The 26,785-nt window shown below is 54.9% G+C and carries 18 protein-coding genes and 1 pseudogene; 11 read left to right on the forward strand and 8 right to left on the reverse strand.

The genetic code is table 11. The features are described from left to right. From VMJ32_10665 to VMJ32_10700, 8 genes and pseudogenes are all read left to right on the forward strand, one after another. Positions 1 to 483: hypothetical protein (locus tag VMJ32_10665; protein ID HTQ39483.1), on the forward strand; the 483-nt coding region annotated here is incomplete at its 5' end. A 644-nt stretch (positions 484 to 1,127) separates the two neighbouring features. After that, on the forward strand, positions 1,128 to 2,090 hold the full coding sequence (locus tag VMJ32_10670) for an SgcJ/EcaC family oxidoreductase (GenBank protein HTQ39484.1): 963 nt from the start codon (positions 1,128 to 1,130) through the stop codon (positions 2,088 to 2,090). A 662-nt stretch (positions 2,091 to 2,752) separates the two neighbouring features. Then, complete coding sequence (locus VMJ32_10675) at positions 2,753 to 3,070, forward strand: hypothetical protein (GenBank protein ID HTQ39485.1); 318 nt, start codon at positions 2,753 to 2,755, stop codon at positions 3,068 to 3,070. A 230-nt stretch (positions 3,071 to 3,300) separates the two neighbouring features. Continuing rightward, on the forward strand, positions 3,301 to 3,816 hold the full coding sequence (locus VMJ32_10680) for a hypothetical protein (GenBank protein ID HTQ39486.1): 516 nt from the start codon (positions 3,301 to 3,303) through the stop codon (positions 3,814 to 3,816). Positions 3,817 to 3,901: 85 nt separating this feature from the next. Further along, positions 3,902 to 5,119 (forward strand): efflux RND transporter periplasmic adaptor subunit, encoded by a 1,218-nt coding sequence (locus tag VMJ32_10685; GenBank protein HTQ39487.1) that lies wholly within the window; start codon positions 3,902 to 3,904, stop codon positions 5,117 to 5,119. Positions 5,120 to 5,167: 48 nt separating this feature from the next. Next, complete coding sequence (locus VMJ32_10690) at positions 5,168 to 8,524, forward strand: multidrug efflux RND transporter permease subunit (protein HTQ39488.1); 3,357 nt, start codon at positions 5,168 to 5,170, stop codon at positions 8,522 to 8,524. Between the two features lie 25 nt (positions 8,525 to 8,549). Beyond that, positions 8,550 to 8,698: pseudogene (locus VMJ32_10695) on the forward strand (hypothetical protein). Between the two features lie 152 nt (positions 8,699 to 8,850). Next, the gene (locus tag VMJ32_10700; protein HTQ39489.1) at positions 8,851 to 10,563 is read left to right on the forward strand and encodes a SulP family inorganic anion transporter; all 1,713 of its coding nucleotides are present in this window, start codon (positions 8,851 to 8,853) and stop codon (positions 10,561 to 10,563) included. A 552-nt stretch (positions 10,564 to 11,115) separates the two neighbouring features. Here the strand turns inward: VMJ32_10700 and VMJ32_10705 are convergent. The 7 genes from VMJ32_10705 to VMJ32_10735 form a co-directional block, all read right to left on the reverse strand. Beyond that, a complete protein-coding gene (locus tag VMJ32_10705; GenBank protein HTQ39490.1) occupies positions 11,116 to 13,581 on the reverse strand; it encodes a beta-galactosidase in 2,466 nt (821 codons plus the stop codon). Positions 13,582 to 13,603: 22 nt separating this feature from the next. Further along, the gene (locus VMJ32_10710) at positions 13,604 to 15,022 is read right to left on the reverse strand and encodes a sugar porter family MFS transporter (GenBank protein ID HTQ39491.1); all 1,419 of its coding nucleotides are present in this window, start codon (positions 15,020 to 15,022) and stop codon (positions 13,604 to 13,606) included. Beyond that, positions 15,019 to 18,498, reverse strand: a complete 3,480-nt coding sequence (locus VMJ32_10715; GenBank protein HTQ39492.1) for a DUF5107 domain-containing protein — start codon at positions 18,496 to 18,498, stop codon at positions 15,019 to 15,021. The genes VMJ32_10710 and VMJ32_10715 overlap by 4 nt, the downstream gene beginning before the upstream one ends. A 242-nt stretch (positions 18,499 to 18,740) precedes the next feature. Then, positions 18,741 to 21,641 (reverse strand): hypothetical protein, encoded by a 2,901-nt coding sequence (locus VMJ32_10720; GenBank protein ID HTQ39493.1) that lies wholly within the window; start codon positions 21,639 to 21,641, stop codon positions 18,741 to 18,743. Between the two features lie 225 nt (positions 21,642 to 21,866). Continuing rightward, complete coding sequence (locus VMJ32_10725; GenBank protein HTQ39494.1) at positions 21,867 to 22,097, reverse strand: hypothetical protein; 231 nt, start codon at positions 22,095 to 22,097, stop codon at positions 21,867 to 21,869. Positions 22,098 to 22,277: 180 nt separating this feature from the next. After that, positions 22,278 to 23,252, reverse strand: coding sequence for a zinc-dependent alcohol dehydrogenase family protein (locus VMJ32_10730; protein ID HTQ39495.1), 975 nt, complete (start codon positions 23,250 to 23,252; stop codon positions 22,278 to 22,280). A 152-nt stretch (positions 23,253 to 23,404) separates the two neighbouring features. Next, positions 23,405 to 23,638 carry a hypothetical protein gene (locus VMJ32_10735; GenBank protein HTQ39496.1) on the reverse strand — a complete coding sequence of 78 codons (234 nt, stop codon included), beginning with the start codon at positions 23,636 to 23,638 and terminating at the stop codon, positions 23,405 to 23,407. Between the two features lie 171 nt (positions 23,639 to 23,809). Here VMJ32_10735 and VMJ32_10740 point away from each other — a divergent pair, with 171 nt between their 5' ends. The 3 genes from VMJ32_10740 to VMJ32_10750 all read left to right on the forward strand — a co-directional run bounded on the left by VMJ32_10740 (position 23,810) and on the right by VMJ32_10750 (position 25,439). Next, positions 23,810 to 24,346: an RNA-binding protein gene (locus tag VMJ32_10740; GenBank protein HTQ39497.1), complete on the forward strand. Its 537-nt coding sequence runs from the start codon at positions 23,810 to 23,812 to the stop codon at positions 24,344 to 24,346. A 109-nt stretch (positions 24,347 to 24,455) separates the two neighbouring features. After that, positions 24,456 to 24,758 (forward strand): hypothetical protein, encoded by a 303-nt coding sequence (locus tag VMJ32_10745; protein HTQ39498.1) that lies wholly within the window; start codon positions 24,456 to 24,458, stop codon positions 24,756 to 24,758. A 15-nt stretch (positions 24,759 to 24,773) separates the two neighbouring features. Next, entirely contained in the window at positions 24,774 to 25,439 is a 666-nt protein-coding gene (locus VMJ32_10750) for a lysophospholipid acyltransferase family protein (protein ID HTQ39499.1), read from the forward strand. 92 nt (positions 25,440 to 25,531) lie between these two features. On the opposite strand, the gene rhaT is transcribed toward VMJ32_10750, so the two are convergent. Then, a complete protein-coding gene (gene rhaT / locus VMJ32_10755) occupies positions 25,532 to 26,689 on the reverse strand; it encodes an L-rhamnose/proton symporter RhaT (protein HTQ39500.1) in 1,158 nt (385 codons plus the stop codon). Between the last annotated feature and the right edge of the window lie 96 nt (positions 26,690 to 26,785).

Raw genomic sequence — 26,785 nt, forward strand, 5'->3', positions numbered from 1 at the left:
CGCATCGGCATCGCGCAACTTCCGCACGATCTGCTCAGGACTATGCCGCGTCCTACGTTTCGTCGTCATTGTGAAAGTCTCCTTGCCCATCGGGCTAAAGACCTTCATAACAACTGGATCAGTTTTTCAACAGCAGGCCACAACCAGCAGTTTCTTGCCAACAGGTTGGCGAAACTCTATTCTGGTTTGCGCAGACTTCGTCTCAATCAAGAATGCAGGAGATTGTTTTCAGAGAGGAGAGTTGCGATGGACGCCGTCAAAGCGTTTGCGTGCGCAATTCTTGTAGTGCTGGTTGCTCGGCCCACCTGTGCTGCACAGTACGACGTGATCGATTTGGGTTATTTGCCCAATTCCAACCACAGTTCCGCCGGGAGTCAGGGGGAGGGAATTGATAACTCTGGCGATGCCGCCGACGGTCGGTTCCTTCTCATGTTCGGCGCGCCGATGTCGGGCATACCCCAGTCGATAGCCCACCTCTGCTGACAACAGAGACAGCACCAGCGAGCCGGCAAACACTGCCCAAAGTGGAACGATGTCAAAAGACACGGCCAGAATTATCCGCGGTGAGAGGCTATCACTTGCGAATTGTTAGGATCATCATATATAGTCGTTCCCTGCCGCATTTGCACGCACATTATTTGATTGTATGTAGTTCGTGCCGACTCCGATGTAAGACCTCCAAAGCTGAAAATTGGCCGTCAATTGAGGGCGGTTGCAACAACAATTAGGACAGGATGATCGAGCGCGAATTAGGCAAAACTTTGCGAAACAGTACCGGATTTCGCACACGGCGCGGAATTCGCAGTAGCGCCGCGTTTTGGCATCGGGCGCATAGATGCTGGAGATTGCCACTCACTTTTGGTATGCTGCGGGCGCTCTTTTCGCACGGAAAGCGAATGGCATTCGTTGTTCCGATTGCTAAGTCCCGCAAATCTTTGAATCTGCCCGCGGATTTGTCGTTGCGGCATGCGTCGCTGATTTCCACAACTCCTTGAGCTGTGGATTCGCATATCTGCAGTGCGCGGCATGCCGTCGATTACGCCCGTCTGGCATAACTTCTTAAGCAAATGCTTTACGCGTAGTGTATCGCCGTGAATTCGAAACTCCGAAAACAGGAGACCGGTCCAATGAAAATTCTTTTCCTTTCGCTATCCCTGCTGGGTGTGCTGATATGGACGACCTTGGCGGCTGATGAACCGACGACAGATAAAACACCGCTCGGCGCAACAAAGTCATCCGATACGGCGGCCGATTCACGCGCCGACGATGAAGCGGCCATTCGGGCCGCCGGGAAGACTTTTATTGATGCCTACAACGCGCGCGATGCAAAAAAACTGGCGGCGCAATGGTCGCCGGAGGCAATTTACATCGATCCACTGACCGGCGAACAAACGGTGGGCCGTGACGAAATTGAAAAAGTCTTTGCAGATGCTTTCTCCGACAAGCAGGATGCCAAGCTGGAAGTTGATCTCGGTTCGATCGAATTCGTGTCGCCCAATGTGGCCATTGTGCGCGGCGTGGCCCATGTTGTTCGCCCGGGGGCTGAACCAGAGGATTCGGATTTCACTTCGGTGCGCGTGAAACGCGATGGTCAGTGGCTGCTCGATCGCGTTTCCGAGGTCGAAAAAGAAAAAACGCCGCCGTCGAACTACGAGCATCTCAAAGAATTGGAATGGATGATTGGTTCCTGGCACGATGATGATCCGCGACCTTCCGTTGAAATTCAAACCGATTGTGCCTGGACCAAAAACAAAAACTTTTTGACCCGTTCCTACGCGGTTGCCATTGGAGACGATGTACGGCAATCCGGCATGCAGATTATCGGTTGGGACCCGGTGGCGAAGCAGATCCGTTCTTGGCTCTTCGATTCAAACGGCGGATTTGGCGAAGGCACTTGGAAGCACAAAGAAAACAAGTGGTTCATTGAAAATACCGCGACTTTGCCCGACGGCGGAAAAGCGACCAGCCTGAATATCATGACCAAGCTGGATGACGATTCATTCAAATGGGAATCAACCGAGCGTGAGATCGATGGGGAATTACAGCCGAACGTCGATCCGGTGGTTGTGGTGCGGAAAACGGATCAGTAACCGTTCAACGAAGCGTTACCAGTCAACAAAACTCATTGGATGATAAGGTGCAGCGATGAAAAAATATCTGTTCTTGGCAGTCGTGGCGGCAATGCTGGTGTTTCCGCTGTCGAGTTTACTGTGGGGGCGCGGTGGGATGGGAGGCGGCGGTCGTGGCGGCGGCGGTGGCGGCAGAGGGGGCGGCGGTGTTAGTCGCGGCGGCGGTGGCGGTTCAAGGGTCGCCGGTGGCGGATCGCGCCCGGGAGGATCAAGACCATCGATGGGCAGCGCACCTTCCATGTCGCGGCCCACGCAGGCCAGGAGTCGTCCGAATACCGGGAATCTGGCCGTCAACCGGCAAGGCAGTAATGCACGCCAATCCGTCGGTCGTTTGCCTTCGGCTGGAACTCGACCATCCAGTGGCAACATTGCTGGGAATCGACCCAACGTTGGTCAACGACCGGGCACCGGCAACATCGGGTCCAATCGTCCGAATCTTGGCAATCAAGCGGGCGGTCGTGTGAGTCAAGGCCAACTGAATGATTTTCTCGGTCTCCCCGGTCCTGGCGGTGGCGCGAGGCCCGGCAATCGACCTTCTGGAATTGGCACCGGTGCTGCAATCGCTGGCGGCGCTTTAGCTGGCGGCGCTGCGGCCGAGTTCCTAAACAATCGGCCGGCGGGTGGTGAGGGAATCGGCGGAGGAAATCGGCCGAGCACGCTGCCAGCTCGACCCGGCGGTGGCGATTTGGCTGGTGGCGACCGACCAAGCACGCTGCCTTCGCGGCCCGGCGATGGAGGCGGCTTTGGTCCAGGTAATCGACCAGGTGACGGCGGTGGTTTCGGACCTGGGAATCGACCAGGCGACGGTAACAATCGGCCTGGCGATGGCAATAATCGGCCTGGAGACGGCAACCGGCCAGGAGATAACCGGCCTGGTGACAATCGACCGGGTGACAATCGGCCAGGCAATAACCGACCGGGTGATAACCGGCCAGGCATAAATAACGACCTGCCAGGTCGGGTCAACAATTGGGGGCAATGGAACGACTTCCGACACAATAATTGGACCAACATCAACAACAATTGGGGAAATCGTTGGTCAAATAATTGGCACGATTGCAACCACTGGTTCGACGGCAACTGGTGGAATAATCATCCGTGTGACCATTGGAATTGGCCAGGGAATGGCAACTGGTGGGCTTGGGCCGCATGGGGCAGCGTTGCCTCGTGGATGCCTTGGAATTGGAGCGATCCGATTTACTACAACTACGGCGATAACGTCTGCTACGAAGGGGACACCGTGTATTACGGTGATCAAGCGGTATGCAGTGCAGATGAGTACGCGCAGCAGGCCGAAGCCATCGCGACCAGCATCCCGCCCGATGTACAACCGGCGGCCGAAGATTGGTTGCCGCTAGGAGTGTTCGCTGTTACCCAAGATGGCCAATCCGCCAATGACGAGCCGACCATGTTCCTACAGTTAACTGTGAGCAAGCAAGGCATCATCACAGGAATGCTGCAGAACACTGCGTCGGGTGTAACCAAAACGGTGGAAGGCATGGTCGACAAGGAAACCCAGCGCGCAGCTTGGACCGCTGAAGGCGAAACCCGGCCCTTAATGGAAACGGGTATTAGCAATCTGACCCAGGATACCGCCGGCGTGTTGGTTCATTTTGATAATGGCTACACGCAGCGGTGGCTGTTGGCGCGGCTGAACGATCCTACGAAAGCTGGCGCCAAGAAATGAATGACATGACTTGAACTCAGCGCGGTCAAAAAACCCGGGTCTAAAGCGACTTCGAGTTTTCCGGCCCGCTGAGAAGGAGACCCGTATGTTTGGCAAACAGAAGTTGGCATTCTTCAGACCATCCATTGTTTTCGCATTGCTGGGGCTGGGCCTGCTGTTGTCGATTGCGTCTGGGTGCGATCGAGAGCAAACGGCGGCGGCGGAACAACCCGTTCCGAAGGTAACCACGACCGAAGTTGTCCAGCAAGAGACCACCGATTACGACGAGTACACGGGCAAAACCGAGGCTTCTGAAGCGGTGGAAGTGCGAGCCCGGGTGTTTGGTTACTTGAAGTCAATCGAGTTCAAAGACGGCGATTTCGTCAAGGAAGGGCAGGTTCTGTTCACCATCGAGCCCGACGAATACGACGCCGTGAATAATCAGGCGCTTTCCAAGATCGCCGTGTGGGAAGCCAAATTGAAGGTTGCTCAAGCGAACCTGTCGCGTCGGCAAGCGTTGATGGCCACACCCGGCGCCATTAGCCGCGAGGAGCTGGAAGAATACGCCGCCGTGGCTGCAGAAGCCGAAGCGAGTTTGAATGCGGCCAAAGCTGACGCCAACCGGACGGCAATTGATTTGAAGTACACCGTCGTGCGGGCGCCGATCAGCGGCCGCATTGACCGGGCCATGGTTGCTAAGGGAACGCTTTTGACCGGCGGGACCGGCTCCGGAACATTGCTCACGAAGATTGTCGATGAGCAACCAATGTATGTTTATTTCGATGTCGATGAGCGATCACTGTTGCACTACATGCGGCAGCGCACTGGGTCACGCAATTCCGATCCCGGCAGCCTGCGCGAATTGGGCATCGACTGCTATGTGCAATTGGCGGACGAAAAAGACTTCGCCCATCAAGGAAAACTCGATTTCGCCGAAAGCGAAGTCAACACATCGACTGGGACCGCAAGGTTGCGGGGCGTGTTTGAGAACAAAGATGACGCCCTATCCAGTGGTCTGTTTGTGCGAGTCCGGGTGCCGGCAAGTCAGCCATATCAAGCCCTATTGATTCCTGAACGGGCGTTGGCGACCGACCAGAATGTGAAATATGTCTACGTTGTTGGTGACGATGGCATTGCGAACCGGCGAACCGTTGAACTGGGACCGCAGCGTGGTGAATTACGGATCATTTCCGACGGCTTAAAAGCGGGTGAGCGCGTCATCGTCAAGGGTTTGCAGCGGGTCCGTCCTGGGCAGAAAGTTGAAGCGGAATCGGAAGCAGCAAAAGTCGCAACGATTTCAACGAAACACTCAGTAGCTGAGTAGTGACATAGTTGTCCGGACGGCAAGGTCACGGACAGGAGTGGGCATGCGATGGCAAAATTCTTTATCGAACGGCCCGTTTTTGCTGCGGTCATCTCCGTGATTATCACGCTGGCCGGCGGCATTGCCGTGATGCTCTTGCCGGTGGCGCAGTATCCAGAGATTACGCCCCCCACGGTGCAAGTGAATTGCACTTATCCGGGCGCAAGCGCTAAGGTCGTTGGCGAAACAGTAGCGGCTCCAATCGAGCAGCAAGTGATTGGAGTGGAAAACATGCTCTATATGAGTTCGCAATCGACCAATGACGGCGGCTATAACCTGACGGTCACGTTTGAGGTCGGAACGAATTTGGATATGGCCCAGGTGCTGGTGCAAAACCGCGTCAACTTGGCCCTTCCGACTCTGCCCAGCGAAGTGAAGCAGACCGGCGTCAGCGTCAAGAAAAAATCGCCCAGTATTCTGCTGGTGGTGAATCTGACCTCACCGAAAGGCACCTATGACCAACTTTATTTGAGCAATTACGCCACGATTCGGCTGCGCGACGAATTGGCTCAGGTGAAAGGCGTGGGTGACGTAACGTATCTTGGCCAGCTCGATTACAGCATGCGCGCGTGGCTTGATCCGAATCGCATGGCGGTCAGAGATTTATCGGCCAGCGATGTGGTCAATGCGCTGCGTGAACAAAACGTGCAAGTGGCGGCCGGCTCACTGGGACGCCCGCCCGTGCCGCAGGGGCAGTCGTTTCAGTACACGCTCAGCACGCTGGGCCGGCTAATCGATCCCGATCAGTTTGGCAACATCGTCGTGAAAACGGGCAGCGATGGCCGATTGACTCGGTTACGGGACCTAGTCAGCGATGTGCGAAAGGAAGACGGGGAAACGGTCGGCGGGATCCAACTAGGCGCCAAGAACGAAGATACGGCGTGCAATCTCGATGGTCAGCCTTCCATCGGCCTGGCGATTTTTCAGCAGCCTGGTTCCAACGCGCTCGATACCGCGGCTGGTGTGAGAAAGCGGATGGAAGAACTAAAGAGCAGTTTTCCGCCCGACTTAGAATACTCCATTGTTTATGACACCACACCATTCATTCAGGAATCGATTCACGAGGTTTTCAAAGCCCTGCGCGACGCCATTATTCTAGTGGCCATTGTTGTGCTGGCATTTTTGCAATCATGGCGAGCCACGCTGATTCCGCTCATCGCTGTGCCGGTGGCCATTGTCGGCACGTTTGCCGTGATGTTGGCTATGGGTTTTAGTCTCAACAATCTCTCGCTGTTCGGCTTGGTCTTGGCGATTGGAATTGTGGTGGACGATGCCATCGTTGTGGTCGAAGCAGTCGAGCATCATTTAGAACACGGACTGTCTTCCAAAGAGGCGGCTCACAAGGCGATGAGCGAAGTGTCGGGACCGATCATCGCGATTTCTCTGGTGCTGATGTGCGTGTTCATCCCCTGTGCTTTTATTACCGGAATCACCGGACAGTTTTTCCGGCAATTTGCCCTGACGATCGCGGTATCGACGTTCTTTTCAGCCGTCAACTCGCTCACGCTTAGCCCAGCTCTTTCGGCCTTGTTACTGAAGCCCCGCGAGCAGCAGCGCGACCCACTGACTCGCTTGCTCAATTTGCTGCTCGGCTGGTTTTTCAAACTGTTCAATCTTGGATTTGAAACCAGCGCCAACATTTACGCCCGTGGCGTGGGGATTCTGTTGCGACTGAGCGTCATTGTCGTGGCGGTGTATGTCGGACTGTTATATCTCACCTATTTTGGGATGACACACGTGCCGACCGGGTTTATTCCGCCGCAGGACAAAGGTTACCTGCTCGTGGATGTCCGTCTGCCCGATTCGGCATCGCTGGAACGAACTCGGGAAGTGATGAAGCAAATCGAACAAATTGCCATGGGCGATTCGCAAAACAAAGAGAGTCACGATCACGATGCCGGCGGCCACGAGGTTCAGGACCAAGAGAGCGGGGCACACAATGGAGGCATTCACGGCATCGCGCACACGATTGCCATTTCGGGACAGTCCTTCGTGCAAAATGCCATCGGTTCCAATTACGGTTCGATCTATGTAATTCTGGACGATTTTCATCATCGGCACAGCAGTGAGATGAGTGCCGATGCGATTGCCACTAAACTGCGGGCGGCCTGTTACCGCGAAGTGCAAGAAGCATCCGTGGCGGTTTTCGGCGCGCCCGCTGTTGACGGTTTGGGTAACGCGGGCGGGTTCAAAGTGATGGTCCGCGACGTGGGCGACTTGGGTTTGGATTCTCTGCAAGAGGCGGCCGACGACTTGGCCACGACCGGAAATGAACAGCCGGGGCTGGTCGGTTTGTACAGCGCCTTTCGGTCGCAAACGCCGCAAATGTATGTCGATGTCGATCGGGAGCGCTGCAAAGCGATGTCGGTTCCGCTGAACGAGGTTTTTCTTACGCTTCAGCTTTACTTGGGGGGCTATTACACGAACGACTTCAATCAATTCGGCCGCACATGGCAGGTGAATTTGCAGGGAGACCCCGCGGCGCGTTTGACTCCCGAGCAAGTTCGGCAACTGAAAGTCCGCAACACGCAAGGCGAAATGGTGCCGCTGGGAAGCATAGCGCATATCAGTCCAGTCGGCGGTCCTGCGTTGGTGATTCGTTACAACGGAGTGACCGCTGCGGCAGTGAATGGCGGATCATTACCGGGCGTCAGTTCTGGAACTGTTATCAATACCGTTGATAAAGTCGCACAGCAAGTTTTGCCACTGGGCATGAACACCCAGTGGACTGAATTGACGCTATTGCAAATTCGGGCGGGAAATACCGCAATCATCGTCTTTGCACTGGCCGTGGTGTTGGTGTTCCTGGTGCTGGCTGCACAATACGAAAGTTTAAGTTTGCCGCTGGCGGTAATTTTGGTTGTCCCGATGTGTTTGCTGTGTTCGGTCATCGGCGTGGCACTAGCGGGCATGGACATCAACATCTTTGTGCAAATCGGCTTTATCGTGTTGGTTGGGCTGGCCAGCAAGAATGCAATTCTCATTGTCGAGTTTGCCAAAGAAAAATCGGCGGGTGGTTCGCCGCCGCGCGACGCAGCCATTGAAGCCTGTCGATTGCGGTTGCGGCCCATCATTATGACCTCGGCGGCATTTATTTTGGGCGTGTTGCCTTTAGCACTAGCAGTTGGCGCCGGTGCCGAAATGCGTCGCACGCTAGGCATTGCTGTGTTCTCCGGCATGCTCGGCGTAACATTGTTCGGCATTTTGTTAACGCCCGTGTTTTATTACGTCGTGGTGCGATTGACTGGGCGGCGCACAGTAGCGCAGAAGGTTGGTGGTTCGCCGGCGGAGCAAGTCCATGCAGCATCTAGTAATGGAAATAGGGATGCGGCGGCGCATCCAGCTGCGGTCACTATGAAGACATGATTGAAGGAGATTTTCCCTCGATTGTCGCGCAATGGAGGTCCTTAGCGAACACCGGTGCCAGGGTTAACCGGAGGGATATTTACTGATAGGCCGGCATGGATTTTCTCCTGCAACGAGGCGTTTACCCACATCATCGATTCGATGTTTAATCAGCACGCCAAGTGGCTGAAGGTGTGCCATCACATCCCAGCCAGTGTCGGCGTGCTAGGATATGAGCATAATTCGCGCGATGAACCGATTATCCGAGCGTGGAATTATATCCGGCTGCCGCAGGCTTGAAACGATTGCCATTGAACATGCTGAAGCGAGCTTCCGTTGAGAAAGTAATGCCGGGGCTGGCGGTGCTGTTCCGCTATGACCGTTCGCAATTGCCGAGCGATGGGCTGGCAGCGCTGGTCGTGGCCGTTGTGCTGATTCCGTCTGCAATCGCGTATGCCGATTTAGCCAAGTGCGCGCCGGCGGCTGGATTGTACGCTGCGGTGGCTGGAATGGTGGTGTACGCATTGTTTGCCAGTTCGCGGCATGTGATTGTCGGTCCAGATGCGGCCATCGCGCTCCTGGTGGGCACTGCCATTGGGCCATTGGCGATGGGAGACCCGGGCAAAGCGGTAACCCTGGCGACGGTACTGGCGCTGCTCACTGCCGGTGTACTGCTATTGATGGCCCGACTGCGTTTGGGAATTGCAGCAGATTTTCTCTCCAGCCCTGCTTTGTTGGGCTTCATGAATGGTGCTGCGGTGGTGATCATCGGTAGCCAAATCGGCAAATTGTGCGGCATTTCACTGACGGAAGATAACACGCTGCTTCGTTTTTGGCAGTGGGGTACCCGGCTGGGCAGCATCCACGTTCGAACCATTCTGATTGGGCTAAGCTGTATCGCCGTTCTGGCAGGTTGCCGTTGGAAGTTGCCCAGCGTGCCAGGTGCGGTGGTTGTGTTTGCACTAGCGATGATCGCTGGCCGATTCATTGATTTTTCCGCATACGGGATGCAAGTAATTGGCAAGATAGATTTAAATCTTCCCGACCCGATTCGACCGGGGCTGTCGCTTAACGAAGCCGCGCCGCTGTTCACCGCGGCCCTTGGCATTGCACTGCTGGTGTTTAGCGAAGGGGTTGTGCTGGGGCGCTCGGTGGCGGCAAAGCATGGCTATGCCATCGATCCTGATCGTGAGCTTTTGGCGCTAGGCATGGCCAACGTCGCAGCGGGATGCGTGTGCAGTTTTGCGGTTAGTTCCAGCCAAAGCCGCACGCTGCTCAATGATGCGACCGGCGGTCGCACTCAAATGGTTAGTTTTGTGACCGCCGCATTTGTCGCTGCGTTCGTCATCCTGCTGAATCCACTATTGGCAACGATCCCCTCGGTTGCGATTGCCGCAATTCTTGTCTTTACGGGAATAACGTTAATCGACGCCGGCTTATATCGTCACCTTTGGCAGTTGCATCGTTTTAGCTGCGGCGTTGCGGCAACAACTACAATCGGTGTGATCGCACTGGGGGTGCTTCAGGGGATTTTGCTCGGCGTGGTCTTGTCACTGCTGGGAGTGCTGGCGGAAATCGTTCGCCCTCAAGACGCCTTGCTCGGTTGCATCGCGGGCTCGTCCACATTGCACGATGTCGGTGACGATGAGGCAGCGGTAACCATTCCCGGGCTCGTCGTGTACCGGTTCTATGGACCGTTGATTTTCGCGAATGTGCGATTTTTTATCGAGCGCATCGAAGCGTTCATCGCACAAGAAAAGGAACCTGTACGACAAGTGATTGTAGATGCTCGTGCGATTCCCAACATCGATATTACCGCCACTGAGCAACTCAGCGAGTTCGTCACTCGACTTCATCAACGGGGTATTGATTTTGTCATTGCCAAGGCCCATCTGCCGTTGCGCGAAACCATGGCATCTCTTGGGGGTGCACTGGATGGTTGTTGGCGTTTTGGGCATATCAGCGACGCTATTACGGCCTTCAAAAACGAGCCGCCTCGAACGAATAATTCCGAAAACGCAAGCCCAACGGTTTCTAACCCCTCAGTTCCATCTCCATAACATTCCGAGGACTGTTGTTGTTCGACGGCGAGGTAACAATTAGTTACATTCAGTCGTCAGAATGTCGTCAGAATCCTTTTCAAACCTTGGAAGATTTGGAAGAATTGGAATTGTGTTCACTCGGAAATCGCCGGGAGAACGCTGAGTAAAGACTCGCTCCCACGGTAGGGGTCACTGGTTCGAGTCCAGTGCCGCCCACTGGTAAATTCCCGAGAGTTTTCGCGTTTGTGACAGTTGGGCGAATGTCCTCGTCGTCAGCATGATTCTGACAAACAATCAAAGCTGTCGAATCGGTTGGCGCACGCCGGTGACGCAGATGACCTCAAGATTGCGGATCCGTTGTCTTGCCAAACCTGAGCATAGTAATTCGCGGAAAAGTTGAAGAGGAACTTGGTTCCGCTTCCCTTTGTGAGAACTCCGGTGAAGGTAAGCGTGCTGTCCCCAATTTTCGTGAGCGAGGCGCCGGTCCCGCTGAGCGGTTGGGTGATGTTGGCGTCGAAGTCATTTTCAACGGAATTAAGATTTGATTTCGAAATTGACGTATCATCGTGATTACTTCCCCGAGATCTCTATATCTTTTAACTCTATGGTCTCGACGCTGTCGATCGAGACCACCGTTTGCTGAGCATCAAACTCAGGACGCACATCGTTCTGCAAATAGATCGGAGCGCCTTTTTGCAGGGGCAGAACCTTGAGAATAATCCCGTGCGAATAGATTTCGGGACCGTAACGGGTTAGACCAACTTCAAACGGAGTTCCATTGTAGAAATTATCCGTGAGCAGGGTATCACCGAGGTATGCGCGGGCGACATCGCCCGTGTAGTGAATTCGCAGGAGCAGCTTTCGAGTGGGATCGATGTCCTGCGGCAGTTTGATTTCCCATACCGCGGCTGCTTCGAAATCGGCATCGCTGGGCTCTATGGCTACCTTTGCCTTGCCAATTTCAACCGTGCGGGGCGGTCCGGCTTCCTTTACCAAGCGGACGCTCGCCATCACCGGCTTAGATTCAGGGATAGCCAAGGCATAACGTGTAAAGGCGCCGTCGGCGACACCGTTTAGTGGCTGGTCTTTAACTCGTAACCCAGTTGGGTTCGGGAGAAATGAAAGAGCCAAATCGTGAGCAGGGCCGCTCGTAATTAATCGAAGGACATCATTGTCGAACAATACTTGTGTCGATTTCGGAGCTAGCAGCAAGCGATCGGCGCCGGCAAACGTGGCTTTGTAGCACGATTTCGCTGTTGCTTCGTCGAGCAAGATGATCTTATGGGTGACACCATTTTTAGCGATGAGCGTCACGATTGGCGTCGTGCCGGCGGCAGCGCCTGCCAGCACAAAATGGTCGCTGCCTTTCTTTTCCAAACCGGTATCCGCGCTCGCCTGGCCTGCAAAAGCGAATTCGGCGGAATTACCCGTCTGAGCAAATACCGTATAAATAATCTTATTATCGCGAATCTGACAAACAGGCTGAGCGGTGGCGTACTCCAGGGTGACATCGTCGCCGAGATCGAAATTAAAGGGCCAGAAGAAGGCGCAGTCCGCAGCAACGGTGACAGGCACTTGGGGGAATGTCAATTCGCCATCTTTAAGTATGAGCTTGAGTTGGGTGTAAGGGCGATCGGGCTGATGGAGCAGCCGCTGATAATTATTGACGAACACGAAGCCGCTGTGGCCATCGGTACGCGCGGCCCAGCGAAATGTATGTGTGTCATCCTGCTTTGATACTTCGTCATTTGGCAGCACAACATACATCGGCGCAAGGCGAGAACCAAAATCTCTCAGGAAAAGGTGCACAAGCCGTAGCAAATGGTACTGCTCTCTCTCTTGACCGAACTCACCAAGCGCCGTCTGGAAATCGTACGATTTGACGGGCAAATCGTTGTAATTTGTATAGCGGCTTGCCTGATTCTCCTGAAGCCAAGATTCCCGTCCAGTAGGATTGGTCCCGCCGTGATACATGTAATAGCCGAGCAAATTGCTGCCGCTTCCTAACTTTACGATCGCTAGAGACAGTGCGTCCATCGGAAATTCGGTAATCCGCCGATGGTAACTGGAAGCCATGCCAGCTCCGATTTCGCAAGTGAAATATGGGTAGCGGCCGGTTTCCGCGTCGTCCTGTGCTTCGCGATTGCCGAAATGCTCGCTGGCAATGGCCGTATCGGTGCGTACCCGCTTGAAGACAAATTCTTTCCAATAACGCCCTGGCATCGGTGAAAGATCGCGGTCCCAAAAGCCTTCGGCGTATCCGCCGTACAAAGGCAGCAACTCTCCAAAGGGAATCGGACGTTTTAGAGTTGGCCAGCCAGTGCGCGTGTAGAGGGGAACATCCAGCCCTGATTCGCGCGCCATTTGCTTGAGCTTTAGAAGGTGATCCGGGTCTCCGCGGTACTCATTTTCGATTTGAACGGCGATCACTGGGCCGCCGTCTTTCCAGAACAGGCCGCGAAGCTGTTCGGCGATTGCGCCGTATAGGAGTCTCACTTGGTTGAGATATTCCGGATCATTTGTGCGAAGTTTCAGGTTTTTGTCCAACATCCATTCTGGGAAGCCACCGTTGCGAACTTCACCGTGGTCCCAAGGCCCGCAGCGAATGACACATCGTAGCCCAAGTTCGCCGCAGAGATTCACAAATGCGCGCAAGTCGCGATCGCCGGTCCAGTCCCATGTTCCTTCCTGTTCCTCGTGATGAATCCAAAAGACATAGGTCGTCACCACATCGACTCCGCCCGCTTTCATCTTTAGCAGTTCATCCCGCCACTCGCCGCGCGGATAGCGGGAATAATGAAACTCGCCCATCACGGGAGTCATGCGCTGCCCGTCTTCCAACAGGCTAACACCATCCGCGGCAATCTCGACACCGGCCGGGTTCTGGGAGGCGCCAAAGACGAATTTCGTCAAATTTGCGCTGGGTACATCCGCCGCGAGATTAATCTCATGAGTTTCTGCAAACGACCTGCTGCTTGAAAGAGCAAATCTTAGCGCGACAGCGACGATTGCGATGGTGATAAGGCGAAGATTCATGATGTGAAATAACCACCAACAATTATTTTTCGGTCAGTTCGTTCTCGATTTCTTCTAGTGTTCTTCCTTTGGTTTCCGGCAATGCTCGCAGAATAAATACAAAACCGAATGCGCAAATCACGGCGTATAGCCAGAACGTTCCGGCTGCTCCCAGTCGTGCGTTGATTAGCGGGAAGGTATAGGTTAAAGCGAAACACGCCAGCCAAAGTGCCGCCACCGCCACCGCCATGGCGGCGCCCCTTACTCGGTTGGGAAAAATCTCTGATATTACCACCCAAGTCACCGGGGCCAGCGACATCGCATAGCAGGCGATTGCCGCCAGCACCAATAGCAACATCGGAAGGCCGGTTACCGACAGGGAAAAGCACGCACCCAGGATCGCATAGATGATCGTCAGCCCTGCGGAGCCGATGAGCAGTAGTCGGCGTCGGCCGCCGCGATCAACTGTTGCCAGCGCCACGAACGTGAAAGCCAGGTTCACCGAGCCGGTCCAAGCAATATTTTTCAGAACGGATGAGAGATCGAAACCGGCCGCTTTGAAAATGTCTTCGGCGTAATTGAAGATGACATTGATGCCGCACCATTGCTGAAAAACGGCCAGCACCACGCCCAACATGAGCACTCTTCTAAGGCCGGGAGCGAAAAGTTCTCCGAAGTGAACCTGAGAAACTTCATTTTGCAAGGTGGCCTGCACGTCCGCGAGTTCGGCAGTGGCGTAAGCTTCTCCGCCGACGTTCTGCAAGATTGCCCGTGCGCGAGCGGCTTGTCCTTGTTTTATTAGCCAACGTGGACTTTCCGGCACAAAAAACATGCCGCAGAAAAACAGCGCGGCCGGCACTGCCGTTAACGCAAACATCCAACGCCAACCCTGCTGGCCAAACCACGAGTTTTGGATAAACACGTCGCTTGCCCCGGCGGGCAATCCATGCACCAGCCACCAGTTCGTAAGCTGCGCGCCTAAAACGCCGATGACGATGGTTAACTGGTTGATCGTCACCAATCGGCCGCGCATCTCGGCCGGAGAGATTTCGGCGATGTACATCGGAGAAAGGCTCGATGCCAAACCGATGGCGATGCCTCCGAGAATTCTCCAAAAAATAAAAATAGTGAAAGTCGGCGCCAGCGCGTTCCCCAGCGACGTTACCACGAACAAAAGAGCCGCAAGAATCAAGAGCCGCTTTCGACCAAACCGATCGCTTGCGGCGCCAGCCACGATGGCACCCAGCAGGCAGCCCAAAAGCGCGCAACTGTTTGCCCAGCCCGACAGCGCTGGGTTGTCGCTGATCTGGAAAAATCGCTCGAAGAACGGCTTTGCGCCGCCAATCACGACCCAGTCCCAACCGAAGAGCAAGCCGCCCAAGGCAGCGACAAAAGAAGCCCAACCCAGGTACGCTAGATTGTACTGAGTCCGGCGAACACGATCTTCCATTCCCAGATTCATGCTCGCCTCGCAGCGGCAAATTCGGCCAGTAAATCGGCTGCCAGTGCGTGGTTCGGATCGCGCCGGAGTACGCTCGCCAGCAGCGACTTGGCTTTTTTGAGCTTGCCCAGTCCCAACCGCGCTTGCGCTTCCAGGAAAAGCGCCGTGGTTTTTTGACGAAAATCTAAATCGTCATCGAAGAGCAGCATTGTCGGCAACGAGGTCGCGAAATAATCGATCTTGGCCGACGATTTCGACAAGTCCTGAGCATAGGCGAGTAGTTGTTTGAGGAGTTTTCGGGCGCTTTCTCTCCGTCCTAGCCGATTCATGGACATTGCCGAATAGTAAGTCATTTCGCTGAAGGTGCGCACGCTCATCTCTTGAAAATCACCTTTGAAATCGGCGGCCAGCTTCCAATGTTTTCGTGCAGACCGCCGGTCACCCGTCTTCGCAAGCGCATTCGCCAGCCAGTAATGGGCGTCGCTCCGATTTGCCAGCAGATGTTTAGCTTCCCCCAGATTCCTTGGTGAGCCAAACGCCGCTTGGAAATGCTTGACGGCATTGCCAGTGTCATCAGCCGTCAGCGCAGCACGGCCGAGCGCCAAATGCGCGCGCGCGAGTTGTCCCAGTGGACCGCCTTCTCCTCCCTCCCAGGGTTGGAATTGCCGGCTCTCAAGTATTGCCAGCGCATGGCGCGGCCTTCCTAACTGATTCAATAGCGTGGCATATTCTAAGCTCAAATCATCGCGTTCCTTCACAAGGTCCAAGTTTTTCTCCAGCGCGCGAAACCGTTTGGCTGGTGCAACGCTCAATCGTTTCCAAAGCTGATCGCGTTCGTAGACTAAACGCGCATCGGCGGGAGCGGCGCGACAGGCGTTGTTATAAGCAGCCCGTGCCTTCGCCGGAGACTTGCGGATATTGAAGTATCCGATGCCCAGGTTTCGCCAGACGACTGAAAAGCCAGGATCGAGTTTCGCGCTCTGTTCCCAAAGTCGCATTGCATCCTCGTGACGCCGTCGATCATATAACAAGTTGCCAAGATAATACGGCGCCTTGGCATCGTGTGGATTGGCGTTAATCGCAGTTTGCAAGATGCCGATTTCTTCCAGCCTCGCTGGAAAACAATAATCGGGCGGCAAAGAGGCTGCCTTTTCGAATTCTGCGCCAGCGGAATGAGCGTCACCAACTTTGTGGCGCAGCCATCCGAGCGTGTAGTGGATTAACGGTCCTGTTCCCCAACTTTGGTCGGGCCAGTCACTTGAATTCTCCGAGTGCGATTGCAGAATGCCGATCGCATCGTGAAAGAATCCGGCGCGAGCCAAATCATGCACCAGATCAAGCTTTGCTTGCGCGTCGCACCGCAGTGGTTCGCCGGCCAGCCACCGAGACCACCAGTCGAGAGGGTCTATTCTCCGAGTTTCGTCAAGAATGCTTTGATCCGCCTGATTGAGCTTTCGCAGCACCATCACCTTCAGATTCCGCGTCGATAAGTTGTCGGCGTTGAGCCGGCAGCTGCGATCCAAATGATCCAATGCGACTAACCACTGACTGCGGCGGCAATCGATTTGAGCAAGAGCGTAATATCCAGCCGCTGCACAAGGCTGGGTCCAGGTTGCCTTGTAGAACGCCGCGTAAGCCGCATCCAACAGGACAGGCGGTGACTCCTCCGTCCAATCGTGCTGATGAAGCAAGCAAAGTCCGAGGTTATAAAATGGTTCGCTATCGTATGGGTTCGGGTTACGGCTCGTCAAACGTTTGATCGCTCGCTCAAAATGTTCTTGAGCCGGCACGGATTCACCGCGACGCAGATGCCATAGTCCCATCGCATTATTCGATCGACAATCAAATGGATCGCGCCGTAAAGCTTCTTGCCAATACAGCGTGGGCGAGCGCGTTGCATGGCGATATTGCTGTAAGTGAAGTCCCGTGATGAACAACTCGTCAGCACTGGCGATCATTTCGGGTGGAAGTGGTTCAGTGGCTGGTGGCGCAGCCGGAGAATGTTTGTGCGATTTCGGTTGATACGCAATCAGTTCTCGGTTATCTGGCGTGCTAATGCGAAGCCGCAAATCGCTTTCCTTAATCGACTGCTCCAAGTGGAGCTCCTGCAGCCAGGGTTCGCCAGGCGAGAGATCACGCTTGCATTCCAGCAACAGCTGTTTGTCGCAGGTCAATTCGATCCGTGCGCCAGCGATCCTCTGAGTTACCGCCGCCCCCACGGTCACAGTTGGGCTTGCACGTTGGTTATGCAAACGCAGTACGACGGCAATTTCGCGATTTGCATTTTGCACTGGGCCGAGCTTTTGAATCGGATACCAACACTGACTCCAGGTTTTTGTTTCACCGGGGTAGAGGAAACTGAAGTCAGGCTGATTGTCCGTGTAAACGCCGGCCATGATTTCGATGTACGGACCGTATTCGCCTTTGGAGTCCACATCGGTAAGGTTTCGATCCCACGCATAACCAAAATCATGATTGCCCCACGTCCACTGCTTTTTTCCAGGGGAGATATGATGATTGGCCACATGGACAATGCCTGCCTGGGCGAAATGATCGTAGCCGCCAAAGAAATCGCCACGCGATTCCATGCACATGTAGCTACACGGCGTCGGGATGTTGGCGTAGAATCTCAAGTCATGGGGAGCATAATCCGGTAACCTATCGTTACTTACGCCATTGCCGTTGCGACAATGGTTCGGAACAAATTGTGACGGTCGATCGTTCGCCGGCACCCCCGTGCGAGCGCGCAAACTGTAATCGACGCCATAGTAGCTTCCGTCGGCCAGCGGATAACTGCTTGTCGATCGCCGCGCATGATCGGCGACGTAATACACGTCCGGCGGAAAGAAGCTTTGATAACCTTCGTGGACGCGCGTGGCCACATTGGCCCACCACAGGAATGTTTGTACCCACGGTGTCCGGTTGAAGACACGTACCTTTAGTTCGATCGCTGCCTTCCCTGGATGCAAGCAGACGCCGTGCATTCCTTTCATGCGGCACATCGGATCATGGTCGCTACACCACACGGTTTTGGATCCGTCAGCGTGCTCTTCGATTGAGAAATCAACCGGCAAAAATGTGGCAGGCCGATGATGCTGCGGCCAATTGAACTCAATGCCCCCCGAGATCCACGGTCCCGCAAGGCCTACCAGCGCTGGCTTGATTACGTTCTGTCGATAAATCAGGTCGTAGCCGTTCGTTTTGTCCAGCGCCACGTGAATCCGGCCACCGAGCTCCGGCAAAACCATGACCCGTAGAAATTCGTTTTCGATGTGCAGCGCCTGCCAAGTGCGCTCCGTCTTCTCCGTCGCAATGCGATCGGTGAATGGCAGCGGATAAACCTTTCCATCGCTTCCTTGATAAACGCGCTTCTCCAGGAACATCGGATTCTTGTCCGGATGCGCTGGCAGATAGGTTGGAATGACGACGGACTGCGACCAGGCCTTGACTTCGGAGGTCAAATTCGAGGGAGGCGGCGGGAGCTCAAAGGCGTTCATGCAGTTAGTCTAGTTCGCTATTGCTCAGCCTCGCTATAGACTGCCGTACGATCCGCAAGGATAATTCTCGAATCGGCAAACCCATGGGAGGGGGCGGGGTAGTTCCAGGCAGGAAATCGCCCACCCATACGAGACGGTTCGACGAAGAAAAACTCGCCCACATCACCGATTCGTCCACCCCCAGATTTTTCTTAGTTGTGTTCCCGCACTGGGAGCGCTTATCAAGAATTCCATGTATTCCATCATCGAGGCATTGGGGTGTCGCCGGTCGGCTCGATTACATCGCCCGGATTTGCTCCAGGAATTGTTGAAACGACCGGCATCGGCGGCGCCTTATAGGCTGGCGGACGTGTGGCGGGCCAGAGTGCGTCAGCTTGCTCGGCTGAGAGCGTAATCTTGGGCGCAAAACTGTCGCCGTTGACGTAGTCCAAGAGCGACTGCCGTAACTGCCGCGCCGCCGAACTCTTTAAATTACCCTGCAAATCGATCGCGCTCACTAACAGCCTTCCTTGGCCGACATTGCATTCAAACACCACGCCGAGTTTGAAGCCACGATTCCAGTCATCAATGGCTTGCACAATAGGCGTGAGCTGGTAGGGCACACTCTCCAAATTAATTCCGCGCACAGCGTTGACGATGTCCGTCCACTGCCAGTCACAGTAATCTTCCGATGGGAATTCCGAAAGTGCGGGATGCTTGGAATCCACAAGCAGCCCCAGGAAACCCACGGCGGCAAGCCCCTTTGAAGTCGTGTTGTTCATCACACGATTCCAGAAAATCGGACGGGAGGCCAGCGGAGGGCAGGAATCATCCAGCATGTTGGCCGGTGGTGTGAACAAGACCTTGCCTCCCTGTGCCAGACGCGCTTGAGCCGCATTCCAATCGCTGGTGATCAGTACACCATTCGTGTTGGGTTCAGCAAGCTGCGTCGGATAGAGCCAGAATTTCCAATCGTTTTCCGTCTTGGCGCCAGTCAAACCGACGACCAGCTTGTACTCATTGGGGGCTGGTAACTTGGAAAGATCAGTTGTGACGTTACCTAATTGCAAGTTTTTGCCGATGGGTAGATCGCGAGATGGCAGTGTGCCCTGTAAGTAGACCTTGCCCGTGAGATCCACAATTTTCCAATCGGGGGAAGCGTTGGAGACCGGGCTTTGGGAAAAGTTGGCAATTTCCACGGGAATGTCGAATGTGTCGTCCGAACGGTAAATGTAGTTGCGCATCCGCGCCAGAGGCACGATGGGGGCGCAAAAGCGATTAAATTCATCGGCGGTGATGAAGTTTTTGGATCCCCAGAATGCATCAAGCATGCCGATCAGAGCCCCGCCCTGGCCGAGATAATCGTGCAAATCAAGGAGCTGAAATCCTGAGAGCCCGGGCGTGCGCAGGTTTGCTTCGATTTCCTGCTTGTAGCATTCGGCGGAAAACTTGCCGGAGGCCCAAGCGAGCCGTTTGTTTTGGATCAGCACGCCATGCTGGGCGGCAAAGTCTCGCCAAATTTCATAATTGCCTGGCTGTAAGTAACCGGTGAATTTCTTGATGACGTCAAAGTCGGGGTAAACGCACCATTGGCCGACTTCATGTGCCACGATGGGAATGTCGCTGGTTTGTCTCATGGTGCTGTAGTCTTTCCCGAACCAACCGCTAGGACCGCGCAGGGCATTAATCACGAAGTCATATTCGGCACTTCGTCCAGATCGGCCGGTGCCGCCGCAGTACAGGCGGCGAGGATCTTCCTTGTTCCATCGTGCGGCCCACGCCGGGAGCAACGCAGCGTAGCTTCCGGCGGGTTCATTACTGGGAGAGAACAAAATGAATGAGGGATGATTCCCGTAGTTTCGCTTGATGTGCTCGGTTTCGGCATTAAGAACGTTAATCATGGCCGGATTGAAGCTGTTCCACATGCCGGCTTCGACTTGGAAATAGAAGCCGAGTTCGTCGGCGGCGTCGAAAGCCGCTTCGGGCGGGCACCAGGAATGAAAGCGGATACCATTCAGGCCGAAATCCTTACAGATTTGGATGATTTTTTTCCAGCTCGGGACATCGGTGGCAGGATAGCCGGTGAGCGGGAAATCGCCGCCGAAGTGAGTCATCCGGAGGTTGATTTCTTTGCCATTTAACAACAACTTATTTCCGTTGTGGGAAATTTGACTCAAGCCGAAGGAAACCGTGCGTTCTTCGGAGCCGTCGCTGCTGTTGAGGACGATACTGATGTGTTGCAACACAGGATGAAATTCATCCCACGGTTGTGCATCCGGCGGTAAATCAACTTCGGTTTGAAAATCTCCCCCTTTTTCATCCCACGAGACGTCCTGTGCTTTTGTGGCGGACAGAGCGGCGTGGGATTCGCGCGCCAGAATCGTGCCCTTACCGGCGACGCCCGTGTCGTTTCCGATGTGAATTTTGAGGTTGGCTTTTTTGGACTGAACATCGGGAAAAACTTGCACATCGTCGATGAACACGGGCGTGGTAGCCTGAAGTTCAATCCTGCCGACCATGCCATTCCATGTGGCGCCTAGAGAATCGGAAACGCTATGGCCGTCGGGGCGGTATCCCGGAACGATGGTCATGCGGTTGTCGAGGCGGACTGTAAGACGGTGCTTGCCTGGGTCGACGATGCCAAGGTCAAATTCGTGAGGAGCGACCAGCGAATTACTGCTGCCAACCTGTTGATCGTCGAGCCAGACCGTTGAACCCCAGCGGGGACGTTCCACGAATAAGTGCTCGCGTTTGCCTTTGCTGGAGCTAGGAATGTCGACGTCGCGCTGGTACCAGGCAACACCAAGGTAATGCTTCGGCGGCTGGGAAAGGTATGGCATTTTCACATTGCCGGGCTTGGTGTAAGGAGCATACTGCGGAAGTGCGTACCAACGCATGTCGCGTGGAAGTGCTGCCACCCACGGAGTTTCGACGGAAATGTCATCACCAAAGCCTTGACCTTGCAGAATGCCGGGAATGTTGATGGTATCTGCGCCGGCGAGCGGTTCGGCGAACCAGCGAGCCTGCACTCCGGCATCACTCCGATCCAAGGCGAAACGCCATCTCCCCGAAAGATCGATCGTGTTGAGAGCAACCGTCTGACCAAAGCTCGCAGATGCAACTGCGACCACGAGCAGTATGATAAGCAAGCGATTCCACATCATAGTTACTTGATTCCAGCGAAGTGTCGTTGACCCAAGATGCAGATCTTACCGCACGTATCGGAAGGCTCGCAAGAATCTCTATTATACGAAGGGAAAGCTTATCAAAAAATTGCCCAGGTCAAGGCCGTTTGCGCAGGTGCAGGTAGAAAAGCTATTTGCAAGAGCCTGCTGCAGGCCAATTGGCCTTGAACGCTCGTTCCCACCGCGTTCTGCAAAGACTGGCTTTTAATCGCCCGATTTGTGGTCAATCTCTGTTCGAGGCTTTGCGGACAAACCCCAAACAATCAGGAGAAAGCCGACCAGTCCGACGAACAGTCCCACAGGCAGGAGCACCAGGCTGACACCCATCGCCAGGGCAGCCAACAGCAAAAGCAAGCCAGCGATCACTGAGGCGCTATGCCCCAGGAATCGGCCCGCCCCTTTCACTTCTTCAGTAAGCATTTCTTTGTCGGTCATCGTCACACCTCGTTGCAAATACGAGTTTTCAACAATTCACAGGCTTGAGCACGCACAGCAGTGTGCATTTTGGCGCGCCGGTGCGCGCCGTGCGAATCGGCGCGCCTCCAAACACGAGAAAAATGCGGCCTGACGTGCCAGGTGCCGAGCTGCTTAACTCAGTGCAATCCGTGGGCCATTTTACGGCACTAACACGGCAGCGCCTTGCAATCGTCCGCTGCGCAACGAATCGAGCGCCTGATTTGCTTGTCCTAGGGAAAATGAAGTTGTTTCCGTCTGCACCGGCACTTTCGGCGCGAGTGCCAAAAACTCCTCCGCATCGTGCCGCGTGAGGTTGGCGACCGAACGAATTACTCGCTCCTCCCACAATAAATCGTAGGAAAAACGGGGGATGTCGGACATGTGAATGCCGCCGCAAACCACGATACCGCCGCGTCCCACGGCACGCAGCGCAGTCGGCACCAAGGCGCCAACGGGTGCAAAGATGATTGCGGCATCGAGTTCTGTCGGAGGTTGAGTATCGGAATCGGCGGCCCAAATGGCTCCGCATCTTTTTGCCAGGCTCATTGCCTGCGTGTCGCCCGGCCGGGTGAAAGCATACACTTCGCGGCCTTGGAACTTGGCCACCTGAGCGATGATGTGCGCGGCGGCCCCAAAGCCGTAAATGCCGATGCGCTTCGCATCGCCTGTCATTCGCAGCGAGCGGTAACCAATCAGCCCAGCGCACAAAAGCGGAGCGGCGGCTACGTCGCTGTAGCCATCGGGGATGGCAAAACAATAATTTTCGCAGGCACATGCAAACTCCGCATAGCCGCCGTCCAGCGTGTAGCCGGTAAATTGCGGGTTCAAACAGAGATTTTCGTGACCCGCTTGGCAGTATTTGCAAACGCCACACGTGTGCCCGATCCAGGGAACTCCCACCCGATCGCCGGGCTGAAACCTTTTCACTTCGGGTCCAACTTCCACCACTCGGCCCACGATTTCGTGCCCGGGGATGAGGGGCAGTTTAGGATGAGTCAGTTCTCCATCGACGACGTGCAAATCGGTGCGGCACACACCGCAAGCGGCAACCTTCATCAACACCTCGTTCGCGTGCGGTGTTGGCATTTCGACGTCGGAGTATTTCAATTGCCGCAGGCCAGCGTTTAGCACCATTGCTTTCATCGGTTTCTTCACCCAGCCGGACAGGCATTCATTTCGACGAAAGACCCAACGGTGGTTTTTGTTCGGCGCCCCCCCCGCTGTCTAACTCCAGCATTCGGCCAACTCATTGAATTCAGTGCCAAATCTCGTTCGAGCCGAACCCATCAACCGTGCGAAGGAGATTTTTCCGCGTTCTGGCTGTGGCATGTTCGTCCCAGTACTAGCCAAGCCAAAGGAATAGTGCTCAGCGCTCCGACGAGCAACAGCGTCCACCCCACCGCTTTGCGCGGCTTCTCGGACATGTGATCGGCCAGCAATAAACCAATGCCGGCCCCCAACAATCCACGGGTGCTGGCAATCAAACCAAGTTCCGGCAAAGCAATTTCTGTCCGCTTCATGATGTGCTCCTTGTCGGTGAGAAAATCATTAGTGAGTCATTGATTTAATTATAGCGTGGCCCATTCTTAGAAAATTGCCATGAATTCCAGTCCGGTGCCGCCGCTTTCCAAAACTCCAAAAAGCGTTGAATCGTCGCGATTGCAGCCAAGCCCACTACTATATGGGCTGAAATGCTGGCGAAAATTGCCCTATCTATTTCAATTGAAAGTGCTATATTCATCGTAGTTGCTTTGACGACGCAATTCGTGGCGTTGGCTTCTGTACTTGGCCCGCTGCTCTTTCTTCGCCTTTGCTACTTGGCGGGCCGCCAATTTGGCCCCCTTTTTTCGACCCGGAAGGCATTTGTTGAATTGGGTCCAGTCACGTATTTAAGGAGCGTGGTCGTGGGTAAACGGTTGTATGTCGGTAATTTGAGTTACAGTGTCACTAACGAAAGTTTAGAAGAACTGTTTGCTCAGTTCGGAGCTGTTCAAAGCGCCCAGGTGGTCATGGATCGTGACACCGGCCGCAGCAAGGGATTTGGTTTTGTCGAAATGGGGGATGATAACGCCGCACAGGAAGCGATTCGCGGCCTGAACGATCAGCAACACGACGGTCGTCCGCTGACGGTGAATGAGGCCCGGCCGCGCGAAGAGCGCAGCGGTGGCGGCGGTGGCCGCGGCGGCTATGGCGGCGGCGGTGGCCGCGGCGGCTACGGTCGTCGTTAATCGGATGGGTTAGCCAAGGATTGCGGTGCTTGGTCCGAATGCTTACGGTTCAAGCTGTGTGATGGTCCGCGCTGTTTCACTCAATTCGAACCCCGGGAGCATCCAAGTAATGGCCCAAAAACATCGATTTAGTCGCAATAAAAATAAACCGCAATCATCCCGACCCAGGGCCAGTGAGCCTGCGCCTGCGCCGCGGATTGTGTACGAACCCAAGCCCCCCACGCAATATGGCAAGCCGTTTGTCCTGCTGGAAGACGGCGATAAAAACACCTTCGAATATGCCGCCGGCGCATGGATTCCGTACGGGCTAACCATCGCTCAATGCCGTCGAGAAGATTGTTTGGTCAAAGAATTGCCGCAAAAGGTGAACGGAAAAAGCCGGTACGAAGTGCGTTGTCCCCTGCCGACGTAACCCTTAGCGATTCTTATGAAAATTCGCAGCCGCTGGCTGAATTGGCTGTTGGCGGCCAGCGTCGTGCTCGTGTGTCGAGCGCTATTTCGCACCCTGCGCATTCACTATCTGGCGGCTACTGGCAACACTAATCCGTACACCAACGATGGTTCGGAAGGGTTCATTTATTGCGTCTGGCACGACGCCATCGCATTTCCCATGTTTGCGGGGCGGCATGTACGCACCGTGGCGCTGGTGAGTCAAAATATTGACGGCTCGCATCTGGCGTTTGGATTGAAAATGCTCAACATCGGGTTGGTGCGCGGCTCCAGCAGTCGCGGAGGAGCAAACGCAATGCGCGAGCTGCTAAAGCTGCCCGTCACTACTCACGTCGTGGTCACTCCCGACGGCCCACGTGGCCCCAGCCGGCAAATCAAGCAGGGGGTGGTTTTTTTGGCCTCGCACTCCGGCCGCGCGATTGTGCCCACGGCATTTTCCGCCGTGCGTTTTTGGAAAATTCCAGGCCGTTGGACTGAGTTAATGATTCCCAAACCATTCACCACGGTTTACGCGCTAAGCGGTCCGCCCATTCATATCGTGGCCGAAGCCGATTCTCAACAGATGGACATAGTGCAGCTTCGCGTGCAATCGGAAATGGAGCGTTTATCCGTCGCGGCTAACCGGCTGGCCTGTCGAGCATGAGTGGCAACGCCGTTGCTTATACCGCGACGCCCACGCTATCGAGCGGAACTCCATATCCACCGGAACTGCGTTGCCTCACTGCTAACGCCACCTTATTGCGGCGCAAGCCCCTTCAAGTACGTGCCGTAGCCGATGATCACGGTGGACAGAATCAAAGTGGTAATGCCAATGGCGATTAGAGTGTGGGCCTTCACGCTGGCGCCTTTCCATTCGTGCAGAATCCAACCCCACATGGTGCTGAAAATAATGATACTGGCCATGTGCAACGTCCAGGAGGCAAAGCTGTAGCGGCCCATTTGCGTTTCGCCCATGGTGTAAAAGAAGAACTGGAAGTACCAGGTGGTGCCGGCAATCGCGGAGAACAAATAATTGCTCAGCAAGGGAATTTTGGGATTGTATTTGGCCGCGGATTGCTGCTCGTGCCCCTGAGGATCGTTAGCGAACAAATGGGTGTGGTGGTCGCGAACGCTGTCGCCCAGGTACTGGTACACCGAGCGATTTTTGATGTTCAAAATGGCGCACCAGACGAAGTTGGTGGTGAAGCCGCCCCACAGCAGAACCACCAACTTGGGCAATCCGGTCCAAAGTTTCGAAGTGCCGGCTTCGGCCGAGGCTTCGCTGATCGGTTTGGCAGCGGTCAGGGCGAAGGAAAAGCAGGCGCTCATGATGCCTGAAAACGTCGCCACCACAATTCCTTTTTTGAAATTGAACTCAGTAATGACCGCCGTTTTTGCATCCTCGGGCATTTCCCGTTCCTTGGTCAGACCGGCGTAAGCGGCAATCAAAATGCCCATCAGGCAAACAAAAACGCCAAACAGCGTAATTTGCCCGGGCGTGGTCGCGGCAATTTGCTGGATGGTTTCGTCCACCGGCACGGCTGGCACAAAAGCTTTGAAGATCGGCGGCAGCAAGGTGCCAAAGGCGGCGCAGTACCCCAGCGCGACGCCCATGCCAAGCGACATGCCCAAATACCGCATGGTGAGTCCGAACGTCAGCCCGCCAAAGCCCCACAGCACTCCAAAAAAATAGGTCCAGAAAAGTGTTTGGGCCGATTGCTGCCTAATGACGCTGAAAGTGCCGTTGGTCAGGCAGACCGCAAAAATCATCGGACAGATGATCCACGAGAAGAAACCTCCCACCAGCCAGTAGGTTTCCCACGACCAATTTTTTACGGCGCGAAAAGGAACGTAAAAGCTGCCCGAGGCAAGGCCGCCGAGCCAGTGGAAGAAAACGCCAAGAAATGGATTCATGCGTTAGATGACAGCCAGTGGTGAAAGGTGATGTTGGTGAGCTGATGAGGACTTGATCGTACGACCCGCAGTGGCCAACCGGCTGACCAAACGCAA

The organism is Pirellulales bacterium (assembly GCA_035499655.1).
GTDB lineage: Bacteria > Planctomycetota > Planctomycetia > Pirellulales > JADZDJ01 > DATJYL01.

Bases quoted from the DNA above. Each gene is read 5' to 3' on its own strand.
- VMJ32_10670 (HTQ39484.1), top strand. From the start codon at position 1,128: ATGAAAATTCTTTTCCTTTCGCTATCCCTGCTGGGTGTGCTGATATGG.
- VMJ32_10680 (HTQ39486.1), top strand. From the start codon at position 3,301: ATGCCTTGGAATTGGAGCGATCCGATTTACTACAACTACGGCGATAAC.
- VMJ32_10685 (HTQ39487.1), top strand. From the start codon at position 3,902: ATGTTTGGCAAACAGAAGTTGGCATTCTTCAGACCATCCATTGTTTTC.
- VMJ32_10690 (HTQ39488.1), top strand. From the start codon at position 5,168: ATGGCAAAATTCTTTATCGAACGGCCCGTTTTTGCTGCGGTCATCTCC.
- VMJ32_10700 (HTQ39489.1), top strand. From the start codon at position 8,851: ATGCCGGGGCTGGCGGTGCTGTTCCGCTATGACCGTTCGCAATTGCCG.
- VMJ32_10705 (HTQ39490.1), bottom strand. From the start codon at position 13,581: ATGAATCTTCGCCTTATCACCATCGCAATCGTCGCTGTCGCGCTAAGA.
- VMJ32_10710 (HTQ39491.1), bottom strand. From the start codon at position 15,022: ATGAATCTGGGAATGGAAGATCGTGTTCGCCGGACTCAGTACAATCTA.
- VMJ32_10715 (HTQ39492.1), bottom strand. From the start codon at position 18,498: ATGAACGCCTTTGAGCTCCCGCCGCCTCCCTCGAATTTGACCTCCGAA.
- VMJ32_10720 (HTQ39493.1), bottom strand. From the start codon at position 21,641: ATGATGTGGAATCGCTTGCTTATCATACTGCTCGTGGTCGCAGTTGCA.
- VMJ32_10725 (HTQ39494.1), bottom strand. From the start codon at position 22,097: ATGACCGACAAAGAAATGCTTACTGAAGAAGTGAAAGGGGCGGGCCGA.
- VMJ32_10730 (HTQ39495.1), bottom strand. From the start codon at position 23,252: ATGGTGCTAAACGCTGGCCTGCGGCAATTGAAATACTCCGACGTCGAA.
- VMJ32_10735 (HTQ39496.1), bottom strand. From the start codon at position 23,638: ATGAAGCGGACAGAAATTGCTTTGCCGGAACTTGGTTTGATTGCCAGC.
- VMJ32_10740 (HTQ39497.1), top strand. From the start codon at position 23,810: ATGCTGGCGAAAATTGCCCTATCTATTTCAATTGAAAGTGCTATATTC.
- VMJ32_10745 (HTQ39498.1), top strand. From the start codon at position 24,456: ATGGCCCAAAAACATCGATTTAGTCGCAATAAAAATAAACCGCAATCA.
- VMJ32_10750 (HTQ39499.1), top strand. From the start codon at position 24,774: ATGAAAATTCGCAGCCGCTGGCTGAATTGGCTGTTGGCGGCCAGCGTC.
- rhaT (HTQ39500.1), bottom strand. From the start codon at position 26,689: ATGAATCCATTTCTTGGCGTTTTCTTCCACTGGCTCGGCGGCCTTGCC.